This window comes from Paenibacillus sp. 01T431, from assembly GCF_056398625.1.
The window spans coordinates 17627-34404 of record NZ_JBFTPT010000027.1 but is presented as its reverse complement, the minus strand read 5'-3'; the positions used below and the strand labels follow the sequence as shown (position 1 = coordinate 34404).

Annotated in this window: 15 protein-coding genes; 7 read left to right on the top strand and 8 right to left on the bottom strand. The window is 45.5% G+C overall.

Annotated elements, in window-relative coordinates; genetic code table 11:
- Window positions 1-6: 6 nt before the first annotated feature.
- Entirely contained in the window at window positions 7-516 is a 510-nt protein-coding gene (locus tag AC1DM9_RS31425) for a shikimate kinase (protein ID WP_477583963.1), read from the bottom strand.
- Window positions 517-676: 160 nt separating this feature from the next.
- On the opposite strand from AC1DM9_RS31425, the gene AC1DM9_RS31420 reads away from it, so the two are divergent.
- Entirely contained in the window at window positions 677-1000 is a 324-nt protein-coding gene (locus tag AC1DM9_RS31420; protein WP_076268224.1) for a hypothetical protein, read from the top strand.
- A 12-nt stretch (window positions 1001-1012) separates the two neighbouring features.
- Here the strand turns inward: AC1DM9_RS31420 and gndA are convergent, their stop codons facing one another.
- The 6 genes from gndA to AC1DM9_RS31390 form a co-directional block, all read right to left on the bottom strand.
- A complete protein-coding gene (gndA, locus tag AC1DM9_RS31415; RefSeq protein ID WP_430060898.1) occupies window positions 1013-2425 on the bottom strand; it encodes an NADP-dependent phosphogluconate dehydrogenase in 1413 nt (470 codons plus the stop codon).
- Between the two features lie 284 nt (window positions 2426-2709).
- On the bottom strand, window positions 2710-3306 hold the full coding sequence (locus AC1DM9_RS31410) for a hypothetical protein (protein ID WP_477583961.1): 597 nt from the start codon (window positions 3304-3306) through the stop codon (window positions 2710-2712).
- 244 nt (window positions 3307-3550) lie between these two features.
- Window positions 3551-5254, bottom strand: coding sequence for a proline--tRNA ligase (locus tag AC1DM9_RS31405; protein ID WP_441886022.1), 1704 nt, complete (start codon window positions 5252-5254; stop codon window positions 3551-3553).
- 365 nt (window positions 5255-5619) lie between these two features.
- Window positions 5620-6774, bottom strand: a complete 1155-nt coding sequence (locus AC1DM9_RS31400; protein WP_477583959.1) for an ABC transporter permease — start codon at window positions 6772-6774, stop codon at window positions 5620-5622.
- Entirely contained in the window at window positions 6767-7930 is a 1164-nt protein-coding gene (locus AC1DM9_RS31395; RefSeq protein WP_477583957.1) for an ABC transporter permease, read from the bottom strand. Before AC1DM9_RS31395 ends, AC1DM9_RS31400 begins: the two co-directional genes overlap by 8 nt.
- Before the next feature lie 12 nt (window positions 7931-7942).
- Window positions 7943-8887 (bottom strand): ABC transporter ATP-binding protein, encoded by a 945-nt coding sequence (locus AC1DM9_RS31390; protein ID WP_477528533.1) that lies wholly within the window; start codon window positions 8885-8887, stop codon window positions 7943-7945.
- A 46-nt stretch (window positions 8888-8933) separates the two neighbouring features.
- Here AC1DM9_RS31390 and AC1DM9_RS31385 point away from each other — a divergent pair, with 46 nt between their 5' ends.
- The 4 genes from AC1DM9_RS31385 to AC1DM9_RS31370 are packed head-to-tail and all read left to right on the top strand — an operon-like array spanning window position 8934 to window position 11595.
- On the top strand, window positions 8934-9074 hold the full coding sequence (locus AC1DM9_RS31385; RefSeq protein WP_477583954.1) for a hypothetical protein: 141 nt from the start codon (window positions 8934-8936) through the stop codon (window positions 9072-9074).
- Window positions 9075-9107: 33 nt separating this feature from the next.
- Window positions 9108-10238: a sensor histidine kinase gene (locus AC1DM9_RS31380; protein WP_477583952.1), complete on the top strand. Its 1131-nt coding sequence runs from the start codon at window positions 9108-9110 to the stop codon at window positions 10236-10238.
- 41 nt (window positions 10239-10279) lie between these two features.
- Complete coding sequence (locus AC1DM9_RS31375; protein ID WP_477583984.1) at window positions 10280-10921, top strand: response regulator transcription factor; 642 nt, start codon at window positions 10280-10282, stop codon at window positions 10919-10921.
- 26 nt (window positions 10922-10947) lie between these two features.
- Complete coding sequence (locus AC1DM9_RS31370) at window positions 10948-11595, top strand: DUF1054 domain-containing protein (RefSeq protein WP_477510128.1); 648 nt, start codon at window positions 10948-10950, stop codon at window positions 11593-11595.
- A gap of 82 nt (window positions 11596-11677) precedes the next feature.
- Here the strand turns inward: AC1DM9_RS31370 and AC1DM9_RS31365 are convergent, their stop codons facing one another.
- Entirely contained in the window at window positions 11678-14707 is a 3030-nt protein-coding gene (locus tag AC1DM9_RS31365; protein WP_477583950.1) for an efflux RND transporter permease subunit, read from the bottom strand.
- 254 nt (window positions 14708-14961) lie between these two features.
- Here AC1DM9_RS31365 and AC1DM9_RS31360 point away from each other — a divergent pair, with 254 nt between their 5' ends.
- On the top strand, window positions 14962-15726 hold the full coding sequence (locus AC1DM9_RS31360; RefSeq protein ID WP_477583948.1) for an ABC transporter ATP-binding protein: 765 nt from the start codon (window positions 14962-14964) through the stop codon (window positions 15724-15726).
- Window positions 15723-16742 (top strand): ABC transporter permease, encoded by a 1020-nt coding sequence (locus AC1DM9_RS31355; protein ID WP_477583945.1) that lies wholly within the window; start codon window positions 15723-15725, stop codon window positions 16740-16742. Before AC1DM9_RS31360 ends, AC1DM9_RS31355 begins: the two co-directional genes overlap by 4 nt.
- Window positions 16743-16778: the final 36 nt, after the last annotated feature.

Genomic DNA, 16778 nt, shown 5'->3' with positions numbered 1-16778 from the left:
TCTCCGTTATTTATGAAGCGACCATTGCTCGAGTATTGCAGCAACAACCTCTTCCACACTCATATTTGTCGTATCGATCGTAAAATGAGCAAAATCGTAAGCATGCTCACGCTGTTTAAGCAGCAGATTAACCCGCTCCTCTGCATCACCTTGAAGCAAAGGCCGCTCTGTGTCCGTCTTAACCCGAGCGATGATTTGATCTGGGCTCGCCTTTAAAGYGACGACAAAACCGTTTTTAAGCATTAGCTCACGATTAATGGGACTTAGCACTGCGCCGCCGCCTGTTGCAACCACACAGGTATCCTCGCGCTCCAAAATCGTTCCCAGCACTTTGGTTTCAATGATCCGGAAACCTGCTTCGCCATCCGATGCGAAAATATCAGAAACCCGCTTGTTTTCCAGCCTTTCGATTTCTTCATCGCCGTCGATGCGCGTGCAGCCCACCTTCTCGGAAAGCAGCTTGCTGACGGTTGATTTGCCGGTTCCCATAAACCCGATAAGCACTAATTTACTCAATTGTTGCCTTCCCATCGTAACCGTTTCACCCTTTTCGTTCTTGTTAAACCAATTTTTCTACAATATCATATCATTTTTTTGTAATACTAGGGTATAAAAAAGTTATATATGCCGTATGGATGATAAAGATGTTTATTCGAGAATAGGAGTGACATTAGCGATGAACAGTGATCTTCAGTTGCCTGATCAAAGTCCAACTCAAAAACGCTTCAATCGTATTCTCGATCCTGACCATCCCCTTTGCCGGGAGGATGTGGTCTGGATGCTTGAATTTATTAAAAAAAAGGTGGCTGACGAAGATCCAGCCTTAAAGGATCTTACGCAGCCACGCTTATTGCAAAATTTTCATTTCTTTGCCGAAGCGGCCATGTCGCTCATCCATCGCAGACATTATTCCAATCAAGAGGCCGATCGGCTGCGCGACTGTTTGCGTCAAGCAGCTTATGGCTTAAATAAGGACAATCCTCGCGAGACGAGGAACTAATGGCTGATCTAATTAAGATTGCATCCAGTTAAAGTGGAAGCTTCCTTCTTTGTCCACACGTTTGAACGTGTGAGCACCGAAGTAGTCACGCTGCGCTTGAAGCAGGTTTGCAGGTAAACGCTCCGTACGGTAGCTGTCGAAGTAAGCAATTGCACTTGAGAATGCAGGAACCGGCACTCCGTTCGAAACTGCAGCGGAGATCACTTCACGCCAAGCCCCTTGGTACGACTCAACGATGTTTTGGAAATAAGAATCAAGCAAAAGGTTGCGCAGGTTAGGATCACGGTCGTAAGCGTCTTTGATGTTTTGCAGGAAGCGAGCACGGATAATGCAGCCGCCGCGGAAGATCATAGCGATTTCGCCGTAGTTAAGATCCCAGTTAAATTCTTCAGAAGCTGCACGCATTTGAGCAAATCCTTGAGCGTACGAGCAAATTTTACTTGCGAACAATGCTTTGCGAACAGATTCGATAAATGCTGCTCTGTCACCTTGGAAAGGTGTTTTTGCAGGTCCGTTAAGTACTTTGCTAGCCGCAACGCGCTCTTCCTTCATAGCTGACAAGAAACGAGTAAATACGGATTCTGTAATGATAGAAAGCGGTACGCCAAGATCTAGCGAGCTTTGGCTTGTCCATTTTCCAGTACCTTTTTGACCAGCGGAATCCAAGATAACATCTACCATTGGCTTGCCTGTCTCAGGATCGTATTTGGAGAAGATATCTCTAGTAATTTCGATTAGGTAGCTGTCAAGCTCGCCTTTATTCCATTCGGAGAAAATTTCGTGCAGCTCTTCAGCACTAACATCAAGTACGTTTTTAAGCAGATCATAAGCTTCGCAAATCAGCTGCATATCGCCGTATTCGATTCCGTTATGTACCATTTTCACATAATGACCGGCGCCATCTGGTCCGATATATGTGCAGCAAGCATCGTCTCCAACTTTAGCTGAAATAGCAGTAAGAATGGGTTCAACCAGCTCGTAAGCGGATTTTTGTCCACCGGGCATGATAGAAGGTCCTTTTAGTGCTCCCTCTTCGCCGCCAGAAACGCCAGTTCCGATAAAACGGAAGCCTTTAGCTTCAAGATCTTTGCTGCGACGAACAGTATCAGGGAAATAAGCGTTGCCGCCATCGATGATGATATCGCCTTCAGCCAAATGTGGAACGAGCGAATCAATTGTTGCGTCTGTTCCTGCACCTGCTTGTACCATAATCAAAATTTTGCGGGGAACTTCCAATGATTGAACAAATTCCTCGATTGTATAAGTAGGAACAAGATTTTTCCCAACTGCTTCTTGAACAAGATCATCAGTCTTCTCGCGGGAACGGTTGAACACCGATACCGTGAAGCCTCTGCTTTCAATGTTAAGGGCAAGGTTTTTACCCATTACGGCTAATCCAATTACACCAATTTGCTGTTTTGACATCTGGTTCTTCCATCCTTCATCATCTATTTTGGGTCACAATAGATTCATTTTACTCTTTTTGCGGCAAGAAGAAAACTGTCTGCAAGGAAAAATGTCGCAATAGTCGCATCAATTATATTGAGAGAACTAAAAAGTTTATCTTATATATACCGAAAAGCTTAGTCATTTTTATAATAAAAGGAGTCTTTTTTAATGGTAAATGAACAACATAAAAACGATCAAATGCTGTTAGAAGGCAGCTTTTGATCGTTTTTATGTTTTCAAATGGGGGCCAGCATCTATCATCAGAGTTCCAATTGCAACATTTCCGAGCGAAGAGTATTCAGCCGCTCTTTAGACTCAGTAACCGATTCCTCATCCTTGCTCTCTAGCGCGTCAAACAGCATCGATAGCTCATAATCCAGCTCATAACGCAGTACAACCGCTCTTTCCTCAGCACGCTTTGATTGAAATGCTCTAATCATTTCTTCTATTGTAACGAAAGGCTTCTTCTGATAAATAATCCGATGTTCCATACCGGACACCTCCACGAGTCGTATAATCTCACCGAACATAATACTCTCAATGACGACTTGACGATCTTTAATGCGCTTCACAATCGCATGTCCACGTGTGTCATTAATCAGCTTTTCAATTAATTCTGACAGCTTCTCATCTTTAATAATGTAGTCCCCGACAATTTTGTAACGGTTCTTCATTCGCTGGAACTGAAGCTTAACGAGCTTGCGGCCAGTTCGAATGGATACAAGAAACTGCCCCTCCGTCTCACTCCAGTACAAGGAGTACCCTTCCTGAATAAGATCGCGGATGAGATTTTGGATTTGCCGCCGGTCAAATCGCAGCTCCAAATTGCAATATTCGACTTCATGGCTTTTGTTCACGGCAATCCCTCCCTTACCTCAGAATAGTTGACGAAATGTTCTGATAATTTGTTCTTACTTTTATCTTATACTCCATCTTATGTTATGGCAACTTGGATTATTGACTAATTTTACGCTTATAGCCGACTTATCTAAAAAAAGGGCGCGAGCGTCTTCATATGAAGCGGTCTCGCACCCTTTTGATCTTATATTCCATAGGCCTCCATGGATTTTCCAAACCCATTTCATGCATATGTTTTCAACTTTAGTTGCGCAAAGCAAAAGCGATAGCTTCTTCTAATTCTAGCTTTTGCGCTTCTAATTCGTTCCTTTGCTTAAGCTCTACGATTCCATCAGCAGCATGTTTCCCTACTACAATGCGCAGTGGTATGCCGATAAGATCGGAATCCTTGAATTTGACGCCTGGGCGCTCGTCACGATCATCGAGCAGCGTCTCTACCCCAGCCTCAAGTAATCTTGCTGCAATATGCGCGGCCAAATCCATTTGAACCTGATCCTTCGCTGATACAGGAACCACATGAACGTGATAGGGTGCTATCGATTTAGGCCAAATGATGCCATTGCTATCGGAGTGCTGTTCAAGTACCGCAGAAAGCAAACGTGAAACTCCGATACCGTAACAGCCCATTATTAACGGCTGTTCTGAGCCCGATGCATTTAAAAACTTTGCATTTAGCGCTTCACTATATTTTGTTCCCAGCTTGAACACATGGCCAACCTCAATGCCGCGGTAAAATACCAAGCTGCCTGTCTCGCAACGCGGGCACCCGTCTCCTATTGCTGCATTTCGATAATCACCTGCCTGCACATCCGTCAAATGAATGCTTGGGATAACATTTCCGATATGATAATCCTGCTCATTCGCTCCTGCTACTCCTGATTTCATCGCAAGGACAGCATGGTCAGCATAAACGGGAATTTGCAAGCCGATCGGCCCGGCAAAGCCGGTAGGTGCGCCAGTTACCCGCTCTGTCGTAGCTTGATCCGCAAGCTCCAGATGTGCTACAGCAAGCGCATTTTTCACTTTTATTTCATTTACCTCATGGTCTCCCCGAACAACAACAGCAACCGGAGCACCGTCAGCAACATAAATCAGTGTTTTCATAAAAGTATCTGCTCCAAGGCCAAAAGCCTCGACAAGCTGGTCAATCTTCTTGATCTCCGGTGTATGATGTCGCACTAACGCAGCATCATTATTCTGCTGTGTATCCGTTGGTTGTTCCGACAGCTTGTATTCAGCTTTTTCCAAATTCGCCGCATAGTCGCATGAATTGCACACAGCAATCGTGTCTTCACCAATATCAGCCAACGCCATAAATTCATGTGTTCCGCCTTCTCCGCCAATTGAACCTGCATCAGCTTCAACCGGGCGGTAATTTAGGCCACAGCGTGTGAAGATGCGATTATAAGCCTCGTACATGCTCGTATAGCTGCGATGAAGCCCATCCCAATCCTCATCAAAGGAATAAGCATCTTTCATTAAAAACTCTCTGCCGCGGAGCAAGCCATAACGTGGACGCTTCTCGTCACGGAATTTAGTTTGAATCTGATACAATGTCATTGGCAGCTGCCGATATGAGCTTACCTCGCTGCGCACCAGAGCTGTAATCACTTCTTCATGCGTTGGTCCAAGCGTAAACTCGCGATCATGGCGGTCACGCAGCCTCATAAGCTCAGGTCCATACACATCATATCGACCCGATTGCTGCCACAGCTCTGCCGGCTGCATAGCGGGCATTAATACCTCTTGAGCTCCGGCTTGATCCATTTCTTCTCTTACGATTTGCTCGAGTTTTCTGAGCACGCGCCTGCCAAGCGGCAAATACGTATAAATACCTGCGGCAAGCTGTCTAATAAGACCTGCACGCAGCATTAATTGATGGCTGGCTGCTTCCGCTTCTGACGGCGCCTCGCGCAAGGTAGGCATTAAAAGCTTACTTTGTCTCATGATAGGTAACCCTCCGATGATTAGATTTAAGCCATAAAAACAAAAAAACGCATTCGTAAGGGACGAATGCGTTCGTGGTACCACCCTCAAATAGCCGCCAAATGATCTGGACGACTCTCAATAGATAACGGAATGAATATTCCGGCAGCGGAAGAAGTATACGCTTCCTGCTGCAGCTCGCAAGATAGGGATTAATCAATCGTTCTTAGAAGCCTTCCAGCCTTCGGGCTTCCTCTCTGATAGAAACGTTTGCTGATTAACATAGTCTTGGTCGACGCTGTTGCGATGTCATTAACTTTTGACAAATTTACAATACAACGATGATGAAGTCAAGCCAATTTTCAGGGCGCTTGCTGCTTAGCATTTTAGCTTGTTCGATTTGGCTTGAGCACGGCCGAACCAAAGGCAATCAGCACAGCAGCGAATAAAAGCAGGATAAGAAGCGGAAGCAAGACGTCACTAAAGCTGCCCCCGCCGCCTAAACGATCAATTGCTGTAAGCGCCCATTTTTGCGGAAAGAAATTAGCAAGCTTTTGCATAAAATCAGGTAGCATGGAAAGTGGAAAGAAACAACCGCTGATCATGCAGGACGGAGCGATGATAATGTTGTTGATTTGAGACAGCTGCGTACTATTGCGTACTAGACCCGCTACCGCCGAAGCAAGGCCAACAATCGCAAGCAAAAAGAATTCTAATACGAGCAGCATCCATCCAAACGAAATACCAGGTGAATAGTCAAATACGAAATAAGTTAAGCCTAGAACAATGACAAGCTGAATCGTGCCCACAAGCATGCTGCCCAAAAAATTTCCAAAAGCAATATCCAGCGAGCGAAGCGGCGCTGTGTACATCCTTGCCATTGTGCGCTGCTCTCGATCTTCCATAATGAAACCGATAGACTGGCTGACAAGCAGCATAACAAACATAAGGATTAGACCGATCATCGTTGGATCGGATACAATTTTGCCAAGCTCCATTTCCGTATTTACAAGGACAGCTTTAGGTGAGGCTTGCGCTTCTAGCAAAGCGGTCAGCTTAGATAAGTCCACTGGAGATTCAGAGTCAGTCCCTCTTACAAGAGCGGCAGAGGAAGACAGCTTCTGAGCTTCTGTCTGAAGTGTAGCTTCAAGCGAAGCGTTCCAAAGCTGCGTATTCATTCGGTAAAGCTGAGCTGATGAAGGGCCTCCCTCCATCATTTTTGCTGAGAAATCCGAAGGAATATAGATCGCAGCATCCGCTTTGCCCTCTAGGACTCGATCCTTTAATTGCTGTTCATTCATCGCCGGCTCCGAATGAATCTCATACAATGGCTCTTTCTGTAATGAGGATGCCAAATATTCGCCTAATATTCCTGAGTCAGCATTATTCACGATAATAATAGCCTTATCTCTATTCGTACTAGCGAACAACCCTGCCATTATAGATAAAATGATCGCTGGGACAAGAACATTCATAATCAATCCGCGACGGGAACCCATGGTGCGTCGTACGAGATGTGCAGCAATTTGCAAACTAGGCATGCTTTCTCACCACCTTTGGCAGTCTAATGACTGCGATTATTGTTATGCCTAAAGCGATTGCTCCAAGAATACCGATTGCATTCCAAATCGTTGCTGAAGCTTCACCGTTCATGATGGCACGAAGCGTTTCATTAGCCCAATGATTGAGCGTCCACTTTTCGAGACCTCCTACCATCTTCTCAATGCCTGTAATCATTCCGCCGCTAATAAAGGTCATGCTGAATACAATGATGCTGAACAGCGTTTGTGTCGTTTTTTTGGATCGTACGAAGGATGAGATCGAAATAGCAAGTGCAGCCCCAGCAACAGTCGTAAGCAGACAAGTCAGCGCAATAGCTCCAAAGTTATTTCCCCAATCGACACCATACACAAAAGATGTAAATGCGATAATCACTGCCGCTTGCAGCGCTGCAAGCATGACTCCTCCTAAAATAATGCCAAACACAATGGCTCTAAATGAGCCTGGAATTGCGTACATACGCTGCAAAGTTCCCGCTTCCCTCTGATTGAGCAGCGCGATCGTCGCCGTCATGCCGCCATAGAGCAAAAACATAATTAAGTAGGCCACAGAATAGTATTGCATCGCTGATTCTTTGCCAAAGGCTTGATTATCTCCTGAGCTCAAATTTTTCGTCTCAATGCGTGATTGTCCTGCTGGCGCTTGACTTTGAGCAGCACCCGCACTTAGCTCTGGTCCAAGGATTTGCAAAGCTGCGGCTTGCAAATTTACAGCAGCCATATATTTATTGATAAAAGCAGAAGCAGCAATATTTTTTTCTTCATAGCGCCCTTCAAACGTTGACCAATTCGCCGTTTCCCCTGCGCTTAGCTCACTGGAGAAGTTTTTCGGAATCGATACGCCATAATCAGCAATACCCTCGCGTATCCAGTCCTTTACCTCCTTCTCTGAATTTGCATCTAGAACCTTCACATATGGTTTTATTGCTTCATTGCTCCAGAAAGCATCAATGCTAGCTCGCATTTCCCCCTGATCCGCATTATATAGGGCAATTTTAGCCGGCTTTATTTCTGTGTCAAATGCGCTGCCAAGCAGCAAAATCAACAATAAGGGCAAACCGATCAAAATAATAAGAACGGAACGCATCCGTGTATATTTTATAAGCTCATAATAAGCAGCTGTCCACCATGCTGGCATCACCATCATCTCCTATTCGTCACGTAATGTGCGTCCGGTCATTTGCAGGAATAGCGATTCAAGATTCGGCTCTTCCCGCGTCAGCTTGCGAATATTAATGCCATGCTTCTGAAGGATAAACAATAAATCCTGTAATATAGACAGAGATTCCTTCACCGTCACTTCAAGCGTCAAGCTATTATCTCGTTCTGCAAGCTGAAGCACGCCTGGATGCTCAGCCATCTCTGTCATTGCCGTCGCCGATTTTTTATCAATTTCAAAAATCAGCTTCTCTTCTTGGCCAACCTGACGTTTTAATTCATCCTTCGTCCCGCATGCAATAAGCTTGCCTTTATCAAGAATGCCGATTCTTGTGCAAATCGCTTCTACTTCTTCCATGTAATGGCTGGTGTAAATGACGGTAGAGCCTAACTTATTTAATTCCCTTACGGACTCCAAGATATGGTTGCGTGACTGAGGGTCGATTCCAACCGTTGGCTCATCCATAATGATCAGCTTTGGACGGTGCATGATGGCGCAAGCAATGTTCAGTCTCCGCTTCATTCCACCTGAGAATGTGCTAGGTTTATCCTTCGCTTTGTCCAGCAACCCTACGAATTGCAGCGCCTCATCAACACGATCGCTAAGCAGCGAACCTCTGAGACCGTAAAGCTTTGCAAAAAAAGTAACATTTTCGCGAGCGGTCAACGTCTCATAAATAGCCAGCTCCTGCGGCACTAAACCAATCCGTTTCTTTACTTCAAGCGGATGCTTGCGAATTGAAAAACCTTCGACCAAAATATCTCCGCCGCTTGGCTTCAGCAAACCAGCCAACATATGAATCGTTGTACTTTTTCCCGCTCCATTTGGACCAAGTAAACCAAAAATTTCACCCTGATCAATATTGAAGCTAAGATGATTAACCGTTATCGTTGTGTCGTATTTTTTGACAACCTCGCGAAATGTAACTAGATTCATATTTATTCATCCTTTCAGTTCGTTTCTGATAAACCAATTGTACGTCATGAAAGGCAACGAAACAGGTCTAAAAAGTCATCTTATGAAGGTGACTAAAGTCATCTCTTTGTATAATGGCTTCTATCCGCATGAAGGTTGGATGAAAAGCGATTTCAGTCTCGTTCGCTCATTAAACAATGTGCTATAATAAATCAAATTCAGCTGCAGGAGCTGCTCGGATATGAAGAAACAATTGAATCAAATTCGTTCCTTGTTAGTAGCGATTCCTTCTATTATTAGTATCGTGCATGTCGAAGCAGGTTTATATGCTCATTACACCGCCTCTGTACTCCTTGCTCTGCTCCTAACGAAAGCTGGCTCCATGTATCCTAAATATCGAATTCTATTGCTGGTGCTGGAGTTAATCGCTTTTTCATGGTTTTCCTATTCGTACGGCGGAGTACTGTTTCTATTGCTTTTCTCCACCCTTATTGCCTCATTTCAACAAAGGCCGACTCGCATGGTCAGCACAGCTTGGACCATCGCTGGCTTAGCTGCTTTATTGACAGGTATGTATGGCAGAGAACCCGAAATCATTTTTGCTGTAGCGGTACTATGGATAACTACTGCAGCCGTCCTCTATGCTTCCAACGAGTTTGAGGACAAACATCATCAAATAGAAGATTTATACGGAGCACTGGCTGCCAGCCATGCAGAGCTTGACTCAGCCAGGCGCAGAATGCAGGATTACGCTTTGCAGGTTGAGTATCAAGCCCAGATTGAAGAGCGAAACCGCATCGCCAAAGATATTCATGATGATTTGGGACACCGCCTCATTCGCGTCAAAATGATGTCCGAAGCGGCTTTGCATTTATTCGATGCAGATACCGCAAGAGCTCGCAGCACGGTTGAGCAAATGCGTGATCAGCTGCAGGACAGCATGGAGCTAATGCGCAGAACGGTACGAAGACTTGCATCAGATGCGGAAAAGGACGTTAGGCAATATGCCCTCGACCGTCTGGTTGAAGAATCCGCTTCGGCATTAGGCATATCCGTAAGCTTCCGTGTAACGGGCCATCCCAGACCGCTTTACCCGAGCATCGAGCTCATTTTATTCAAAAATGCCCAAGAAGCGATTACGAATGCTGTTCGGCATGGAAAAGCGACGTCTGTTGCGGTTACTTTAAATTTTTTAACTGCGTACGTAGCGCTGACCGTATCCAATAACGGCAGCTTGCCCGACGAGCCTATCGAAGCTGGTCTTGGCATGAAGGGGATGAGAGAGCGGATTGCCTTAATTGGGGGCCAAATGGACTGGCAGAAGGCCGATCAGTTCTCAATAACGACAACACTTCCGCTGCTTGGCGGTTAACGACGATAATGCTCTTTTTAGAAATGGAGAGATTTGAGCAAATGATTGAAGTGCTGATAGTGGATGATGATCCTTTTATTCGAGAGAGCATGAATGTTATTTTAGGATTGGATAACGAATTGCATGTCGCTGGCGTTTGTGCAAACGGTCTGGAGGCCGAACAATTTGCCCGCCAACACCCCATCGATGTCGTGCTAATGGATATTCGGATGCCGCTCTGCGATGGTGTGGAAGGAACGAAGCTGCTTCGCGCACTTGATCCTCCACCTGCCGTGCTTATTTTGACGACATTTGATGATGACGAGTACATCGCGCAAGCCATCCGAAACGGAGCCAACGGCTATTTGCTCAAAAATGTACCGCCAAGCCGTATTATAAGCGGCATAAAAACTGTTCATGAAGGTTCCGTGCTGATCCATCCCGACATCGCCCGTAAATTGGCTGGGATGCTGGAGACGCCACGAGCCGATTCAGCCAAATCAATAATGATTTCCGGCCTTACGCAAGCTGAGGTTCAAATTGTCCGTCTGATTGCGGACGGTCAATCAAACAAGGAAATTGCCGCTACCCTTTTCTTAAGCGAAGGTACAATTAAAAATTATATCACTGAAATACTTAATAAACTCGAGCTTCGAGACCGAACGCAAATCGCCATCTTTTATTTGAAATTATTGCACCAATAATTGTTTGATTGAAGGAGATTAATTTAATGACAACACAGATTACTTCTACCCCGCTTGTTGGCTTTACACAAGCCGATTTCGATGTTTTTGCGCTTCAAGGACTTGAGGAGCGTATGGCTGCTATTCAAAATCAGATTCAGCCGAAATTCCGAGCGATCGGCGAGCAGCTTAGCGTCGATGCAGCTGTTCATGCCGGCAATGAAATGTACTTGCATGTTGCTAGGCATGCTCGTCGTAAAGTGAATCCGCCAAAGGATACTTGGCTCGCCATTTGCGCTAGCAAACGCGGCTACAAGGCACATCCGCATTTTCAGCTTGGATTGTTTGATGATCATCTATTTATGTGGTTTGCACTCATTTACGAGGTTCCGCATAAATCCAATATCGCAACGGCCTTCCTGAACCAAATTGATGAGGTCATTGCAAATGTACCTAAGGATTTTGTACTTTCACTTGATCATATGAAAAAAGAGTCCACCGCTGTCAGTACGATGTCAAAACAAGATTGGAACGATGCGCTCGTTCGTTTCCGTGATGTTCAGAAAGCTGAACTGCTTATCGGCCGTCATGTGCAAGCGAGCGATCCGATTCTCAAAGACGGCGATGCACTGCTTGAGCTTACTTCCTCCACTTATAAAACGCTAATGCCGTTATATCATATGGCTAATGTATAAGAATGGATTTAATATCTATTCAAAAAAAAGGCAGTACCTTTAGGTCCATTCTGACCTAAAAGTACTGCCTTTTATCGTTTAGTTACACTTGCTGTGATGCAGCCGCTTCCGCATGTGCGGAGGAAGCCATATTGCGACGTTGCTTGCGTGAAGTACGGAAAAATAACAGCTCATAGACACAAGGAACGATAATTAGCGTGAGCAGCGTAGCCGCAACTAGCCCACCAATAACGACGATCGCTAAGCTTTGGGAGACGATGCTGCCCGATTCATGCGAACCGAATACGAGTGGCAGCATCGCGGACACTGTCGCCACCGCAGTCATTACGATTGGACGCATCCGTGTCGTAGCCGCTTCAATCAACGCTTCACGAATCGGCATCGTCAGCTCGTTTTGCTTCACACGATCAATTAATACGATAGCATTCGTGACGACAATTCCGATTAGCATCAGCGCTCCGAACATGGCTGTGAAATCTGGCGTTACGCCTGATACGAGCAAGCCTGTTACTGCGCCGATTGCTGCAAGCGGCAAAGAGATCATAATCGCCAGCGGAGCACGAAGCGTCTTGAACGTCAACACCATGATCAGATAAACAATACCGATGGAGATAAGCGCCGTTAAGCCCAAATCTGCAAAGTCGCTCGATTGGTCAGCCGACGCTCCGCCTACTGCAAGGCTGACGCCATCAGGAAGCTTGAGATCCTTTGTTGCTTTTGATATTTCATCGCCGACGACCGATAGTTCTTTTGGTTCGGCGCTTGCTGTGACACGGATATACGTTTTGCCTTCTTTATGATAGTACAAGGATGGCTCCTCGGTACGAACCAACTCCGCTACCTTAGACATCGGTGTTGGACCAGACTCTGTCATTACGGTTAATTTCTCTAGTTCTGCCTTTGAATCTGGGTTTACAACAGGCAGCATAATAACCGGAATTTCACTGCCTTCTTGCTGGATCGAACCTATCGGCAATGGATTAAGCATGCTTTGCAGCTGCATGGCTACCTCTTGGCCTTTGGCAAGGGTAGGATCAACATGGAAGGAATAAACCGACTTTTTCTCCTCTTGATTGCTCTCAACCTTGAGCACACCGTCGATAGGTTTAATCGCTGCGATCAACTGGTCTGCGGTTGTAGAGAGCTGCTCCAAGTTTTCACCAGAGATATCGATGTAAATTTGCGATGATCCGCCGCCCATAATTAGATCGGCCGCATCAACCGTCAAGGTTGCGTCCTTATAATTGTCCTTCTGAGTCTTGATATTATCCATCAAGAGCTCTGCGTCAACGCCTTCCTTCAAATCTACCATATAAGTAATGAGCGTTGGCGAAGTCACCGAGCCATACTTAGCCGCATCTGCACTATTGCCAAGCATCATCATGACCCATTCAATATCTGGATTTGCAGTTAGATAGGATTCGAATTTCTTCCCTGCTTCGAGTACTTGATCCGCCGGCGTATCACTCGGATATTGCAGTGCTACATTTAAATTCCCCGCGCTCGAGGAATCAAGCGCTCCTTTTGGCATGAACATATAAGCACCGATCGATCCTGCAAACAGCAATACCGCAATGATTAACGGCACTAATTTATGAGCAAGATTCCAACGAATGAAGGAAGCGAATTTTGGAGAACCAGCATGCTCCTTCTCCTTTGTGCCGCGAAGCAATATTGCACTTAAAAGAGGTACAACTGTCAGCGCTACAAGTAGAGAAGCGAGCAATGAGTAAGCGACTGTCAGCGCGAATGGCAGAAGAAATGCTTGCAATGAACCACGCAGAAGGCCCATTGGCAAAAATACTGCGACTGTAACGAGCGTTGACGAGGTAATGGCCGAAGCCACTTCCTTCGTTGCATCCGTAATTAGCTTAATAGAGAAGGACTCCTTTTGCAGCCTTCTATAAATATTTTCAATAACGACGATACTATCATCGACCAGCCTTCCAACCGCGACCGCTACGCCTCCAAGTGTAATAATATTAAGTGATACACCAGAGAGCTGGAGCAGATACAGCGTTATGCCAAGCGACAACGGAATCGAAACAATCGTCACGAGCGTTGCTTTAAAGTTGCGCATGAACAATAAAATGACGATGGTTGCGAACAATGCGCCAAGCAAAACCTCTCGCAGCATACTATTAACAGAAGATACGACCGAATCAGATGTGCTCAAAATGATGGAAGCATCGATTCCTTCCACATCTGCATTTAAACGATCAATCGTTTCTTTGATTGCTTTGCCTACATTCACAGCATTCGCATCAGCAGATTTAGACACCGTGAACATAATCGCATCTTTGCCGTTCATACGGCTTATGCTTTCTTGGTCTTTGGCGARCTCAACCGCTGCAACATCCCCAAGCTTCACACCTGCTGCAACAGGAAGCTTGCGCAGTGTTTCCACATCAGATACTTGATCGTACACGTTAATATTGCCATCTGCGCCATCCAACGTGCGTTCCCCTAGTGAAACCGACGCTCCCCTGCCTTGAAGCACGCCCATTAACGCTTGTACCGTAATTCCTGCCTGTGCAAGCTTCTCCGTATCTGGTACGACATGAACCGATGGCGACGATTTGCCGCTAATGCTAACCTCGCCCGCACCCTCGGTCTTTTTAAGCTCCGCCGTTACTTCTTTCAGCTTTGCGTCTTTTTGCTGCTCAGATAATCCTTCATCAAAGGTCAACGTCACCCATGAGATTGGAATCATTGAAGTATTCAATTGCAAGACGAAAGGCTTCATTACATTTGCCGGAAGCTGTACCTGAGCGACCAATTGCTCGACTTCCGTCTTCGCTTCCTTCATATTCGTCTTCGAATTGAAATTCAAGCTGATTTGAGCATAACCATCACCTGATGTAGAGAACATATCCGTTTTTCCTTTAACGAGCGTTACAGCTTCTTCCAAAGGATTTGTGACCATCTGCTCCATCGTCTTCGCGTCATTCCCCGGCCCTATTGCCGTGACCATGACCTGTGGATTATCTGCAGCAGGCAGAAACTCCATCGGCAGCCTCAAATAGCTGATTACCCCCATCACTAAAGCCATAATGACGATCAGTATAATAGCCGCCTTATTTCGGAACGACCATTCCGTCAATTTACTCATTTTGTTTCCGACTCCTTCTCCGATTACGGATTTCTTTTTTTTGTCTTTTCTAATCATAGAGGGAAAGTATGATTACCAAAAACGTCCAGAGAAGGTTATTGGTTCTCGGCTTTAGTCTTGATTCATCTACGACCAGAGACTGAGGATGTGGACAGCCTGGAATAAAAATGAGTAAGTACTCACTTTTATTTTAGGCATTCTCTGTATATAATTGGGTGGAGTGATTACTCATTTGAGAAAGTGGAGTGTGATCGATGATGACTAACAGTCCAGCACTATTAGCTGAAACAACCTTCGCCGTAGAACTGCAAGACATTAACCGTTCATTTGGGGATCGTACCGTTCTTGATGGCATTACACTTTCTATTCCGCGAGGTGAACTATTTGGTTTATTAGGCCCATCGGGCTCGGGGAAAACAACGTTGATCAAGGTCATGACTGGAATAGACAGGGCAAATGCCGGAACGGTCCGAATGCTTGGCGAGCCCATGCCGCAATTGAAAATGCTGCAAGCCTTTGGATATATGGCTCAATCAGACGCTTTGTATAGTGAATTGACTGGCAAGCAAAACTTAGCGTTTTTTGGGGCTATGTTTGGATTAAAGGGAGCCATACTGCAAGATCGGATTCAAACGGTCTCCAAGCTTGTTGCGCTAACCGATCATCTTCATAAGCAAACGGTTGCTTATTCTGGCGGTATGAAACGCCGTCTTTCGCTCGCAATTGCGCTATTGCATGAGCCTGAGCTTCTCGTACTCGATGAACCAACCGTTGGCATTGATCCTGTTTTACGCCAGTCGATTTGGAAAGAGCTATCTGCACTGAGCAAACAAGGCGTGACCATTATTATAACAACCCATGTCATGGACGAGGCCGAGAAATGTGATCGGTTAGGGCTCATACGAAGCGGTAAACTTACAGCCATCGATACGCCTGAAGCACTTAAGCAGCAAGCAGGCTGCACCACACTCGAAGAGGCGTTCATTGCGCTTGGTCGAAGCAAAGGGGCGGAACTATGAGAATACGTGCGCTCGCCATTCGAATTATTAATCAATTTTTGCGTGATAAACGAACGCTTGCCTTGTTATTTCTTGCTCCCCTGCTCATTTTAACTTTAATGAAATTAGTTTTTGATGGGCAAGCTGTCTCCCCAGCAATCGGAATGGTTAATGTGCCTGCAGCTTTAACAGAAAAGTTTGAGCAGCTTGATGCTGAAATCACACTTTATGATGAAAGTGCTGCTGCTCAAGCTGCTTTACAAGACGGCAAGCTCGACGCGATATTGGAAGCGAGCGGCGGCATGCCTAAACTAACGCTTGAGGGCAGCGATCCCTCCATCAATCGAGCGGTAATATTACTTATTCAAAGCGTGATGCAACAAGGCTTAAATAAAGCCGCCCCAGCTATTTCTTACTTGCACGGCGGTCCTGACATGGCTCCATTCGACTCCTTTGGGCCTGTCTTAATAGGCTTCTTCTCGTTTTTCTTTGTTTTCTTACTTGCAGGTGTCTCCTTCCTGCGCGAGCGAACGAGCGGTACTTTGGAGCGCTTATTAGCTACGCCAATTAGGCGAAGCGAAATCGTAGTCGGTTATTTAGCCGGTTTCGGTATTTTCACCCTGATTCAAGCCTGCTTGATCGCCTGGTATTCCGTTCAAGTTCTTGGAATGTATATGGAGGGCAGCATTTTATATATGCTGATCATTAATTTATTATTATCATTAACAGCGTTAACACTAGGAACACTGTTGTCTTCTTTTGCAAGCAGTGAATTTCAGATCATACAGTTCATTCCTATTGTCATCGTGCCGCAAGCCTTCTTCTCCGGGTTGTTTAACCTTGATGCCATGAACCCCTGGCTGCAAAAGCTAAGTTACCTAATGCCTCTTTACTATGGCGCAGATGCTATGCAGGGAATAATGATACGCGGCGAGCGCTGGAGTGATTTTCAGGTAAATGTATATGTGTTGGCGGGATTTTCCTTATTGTTTGCAGTATTGAATGTGCTGGCTCTAAAGAAGCACCGCCGTATGTAGACAATAGAACAACTGGTATAATCAAAGGAATGGGTT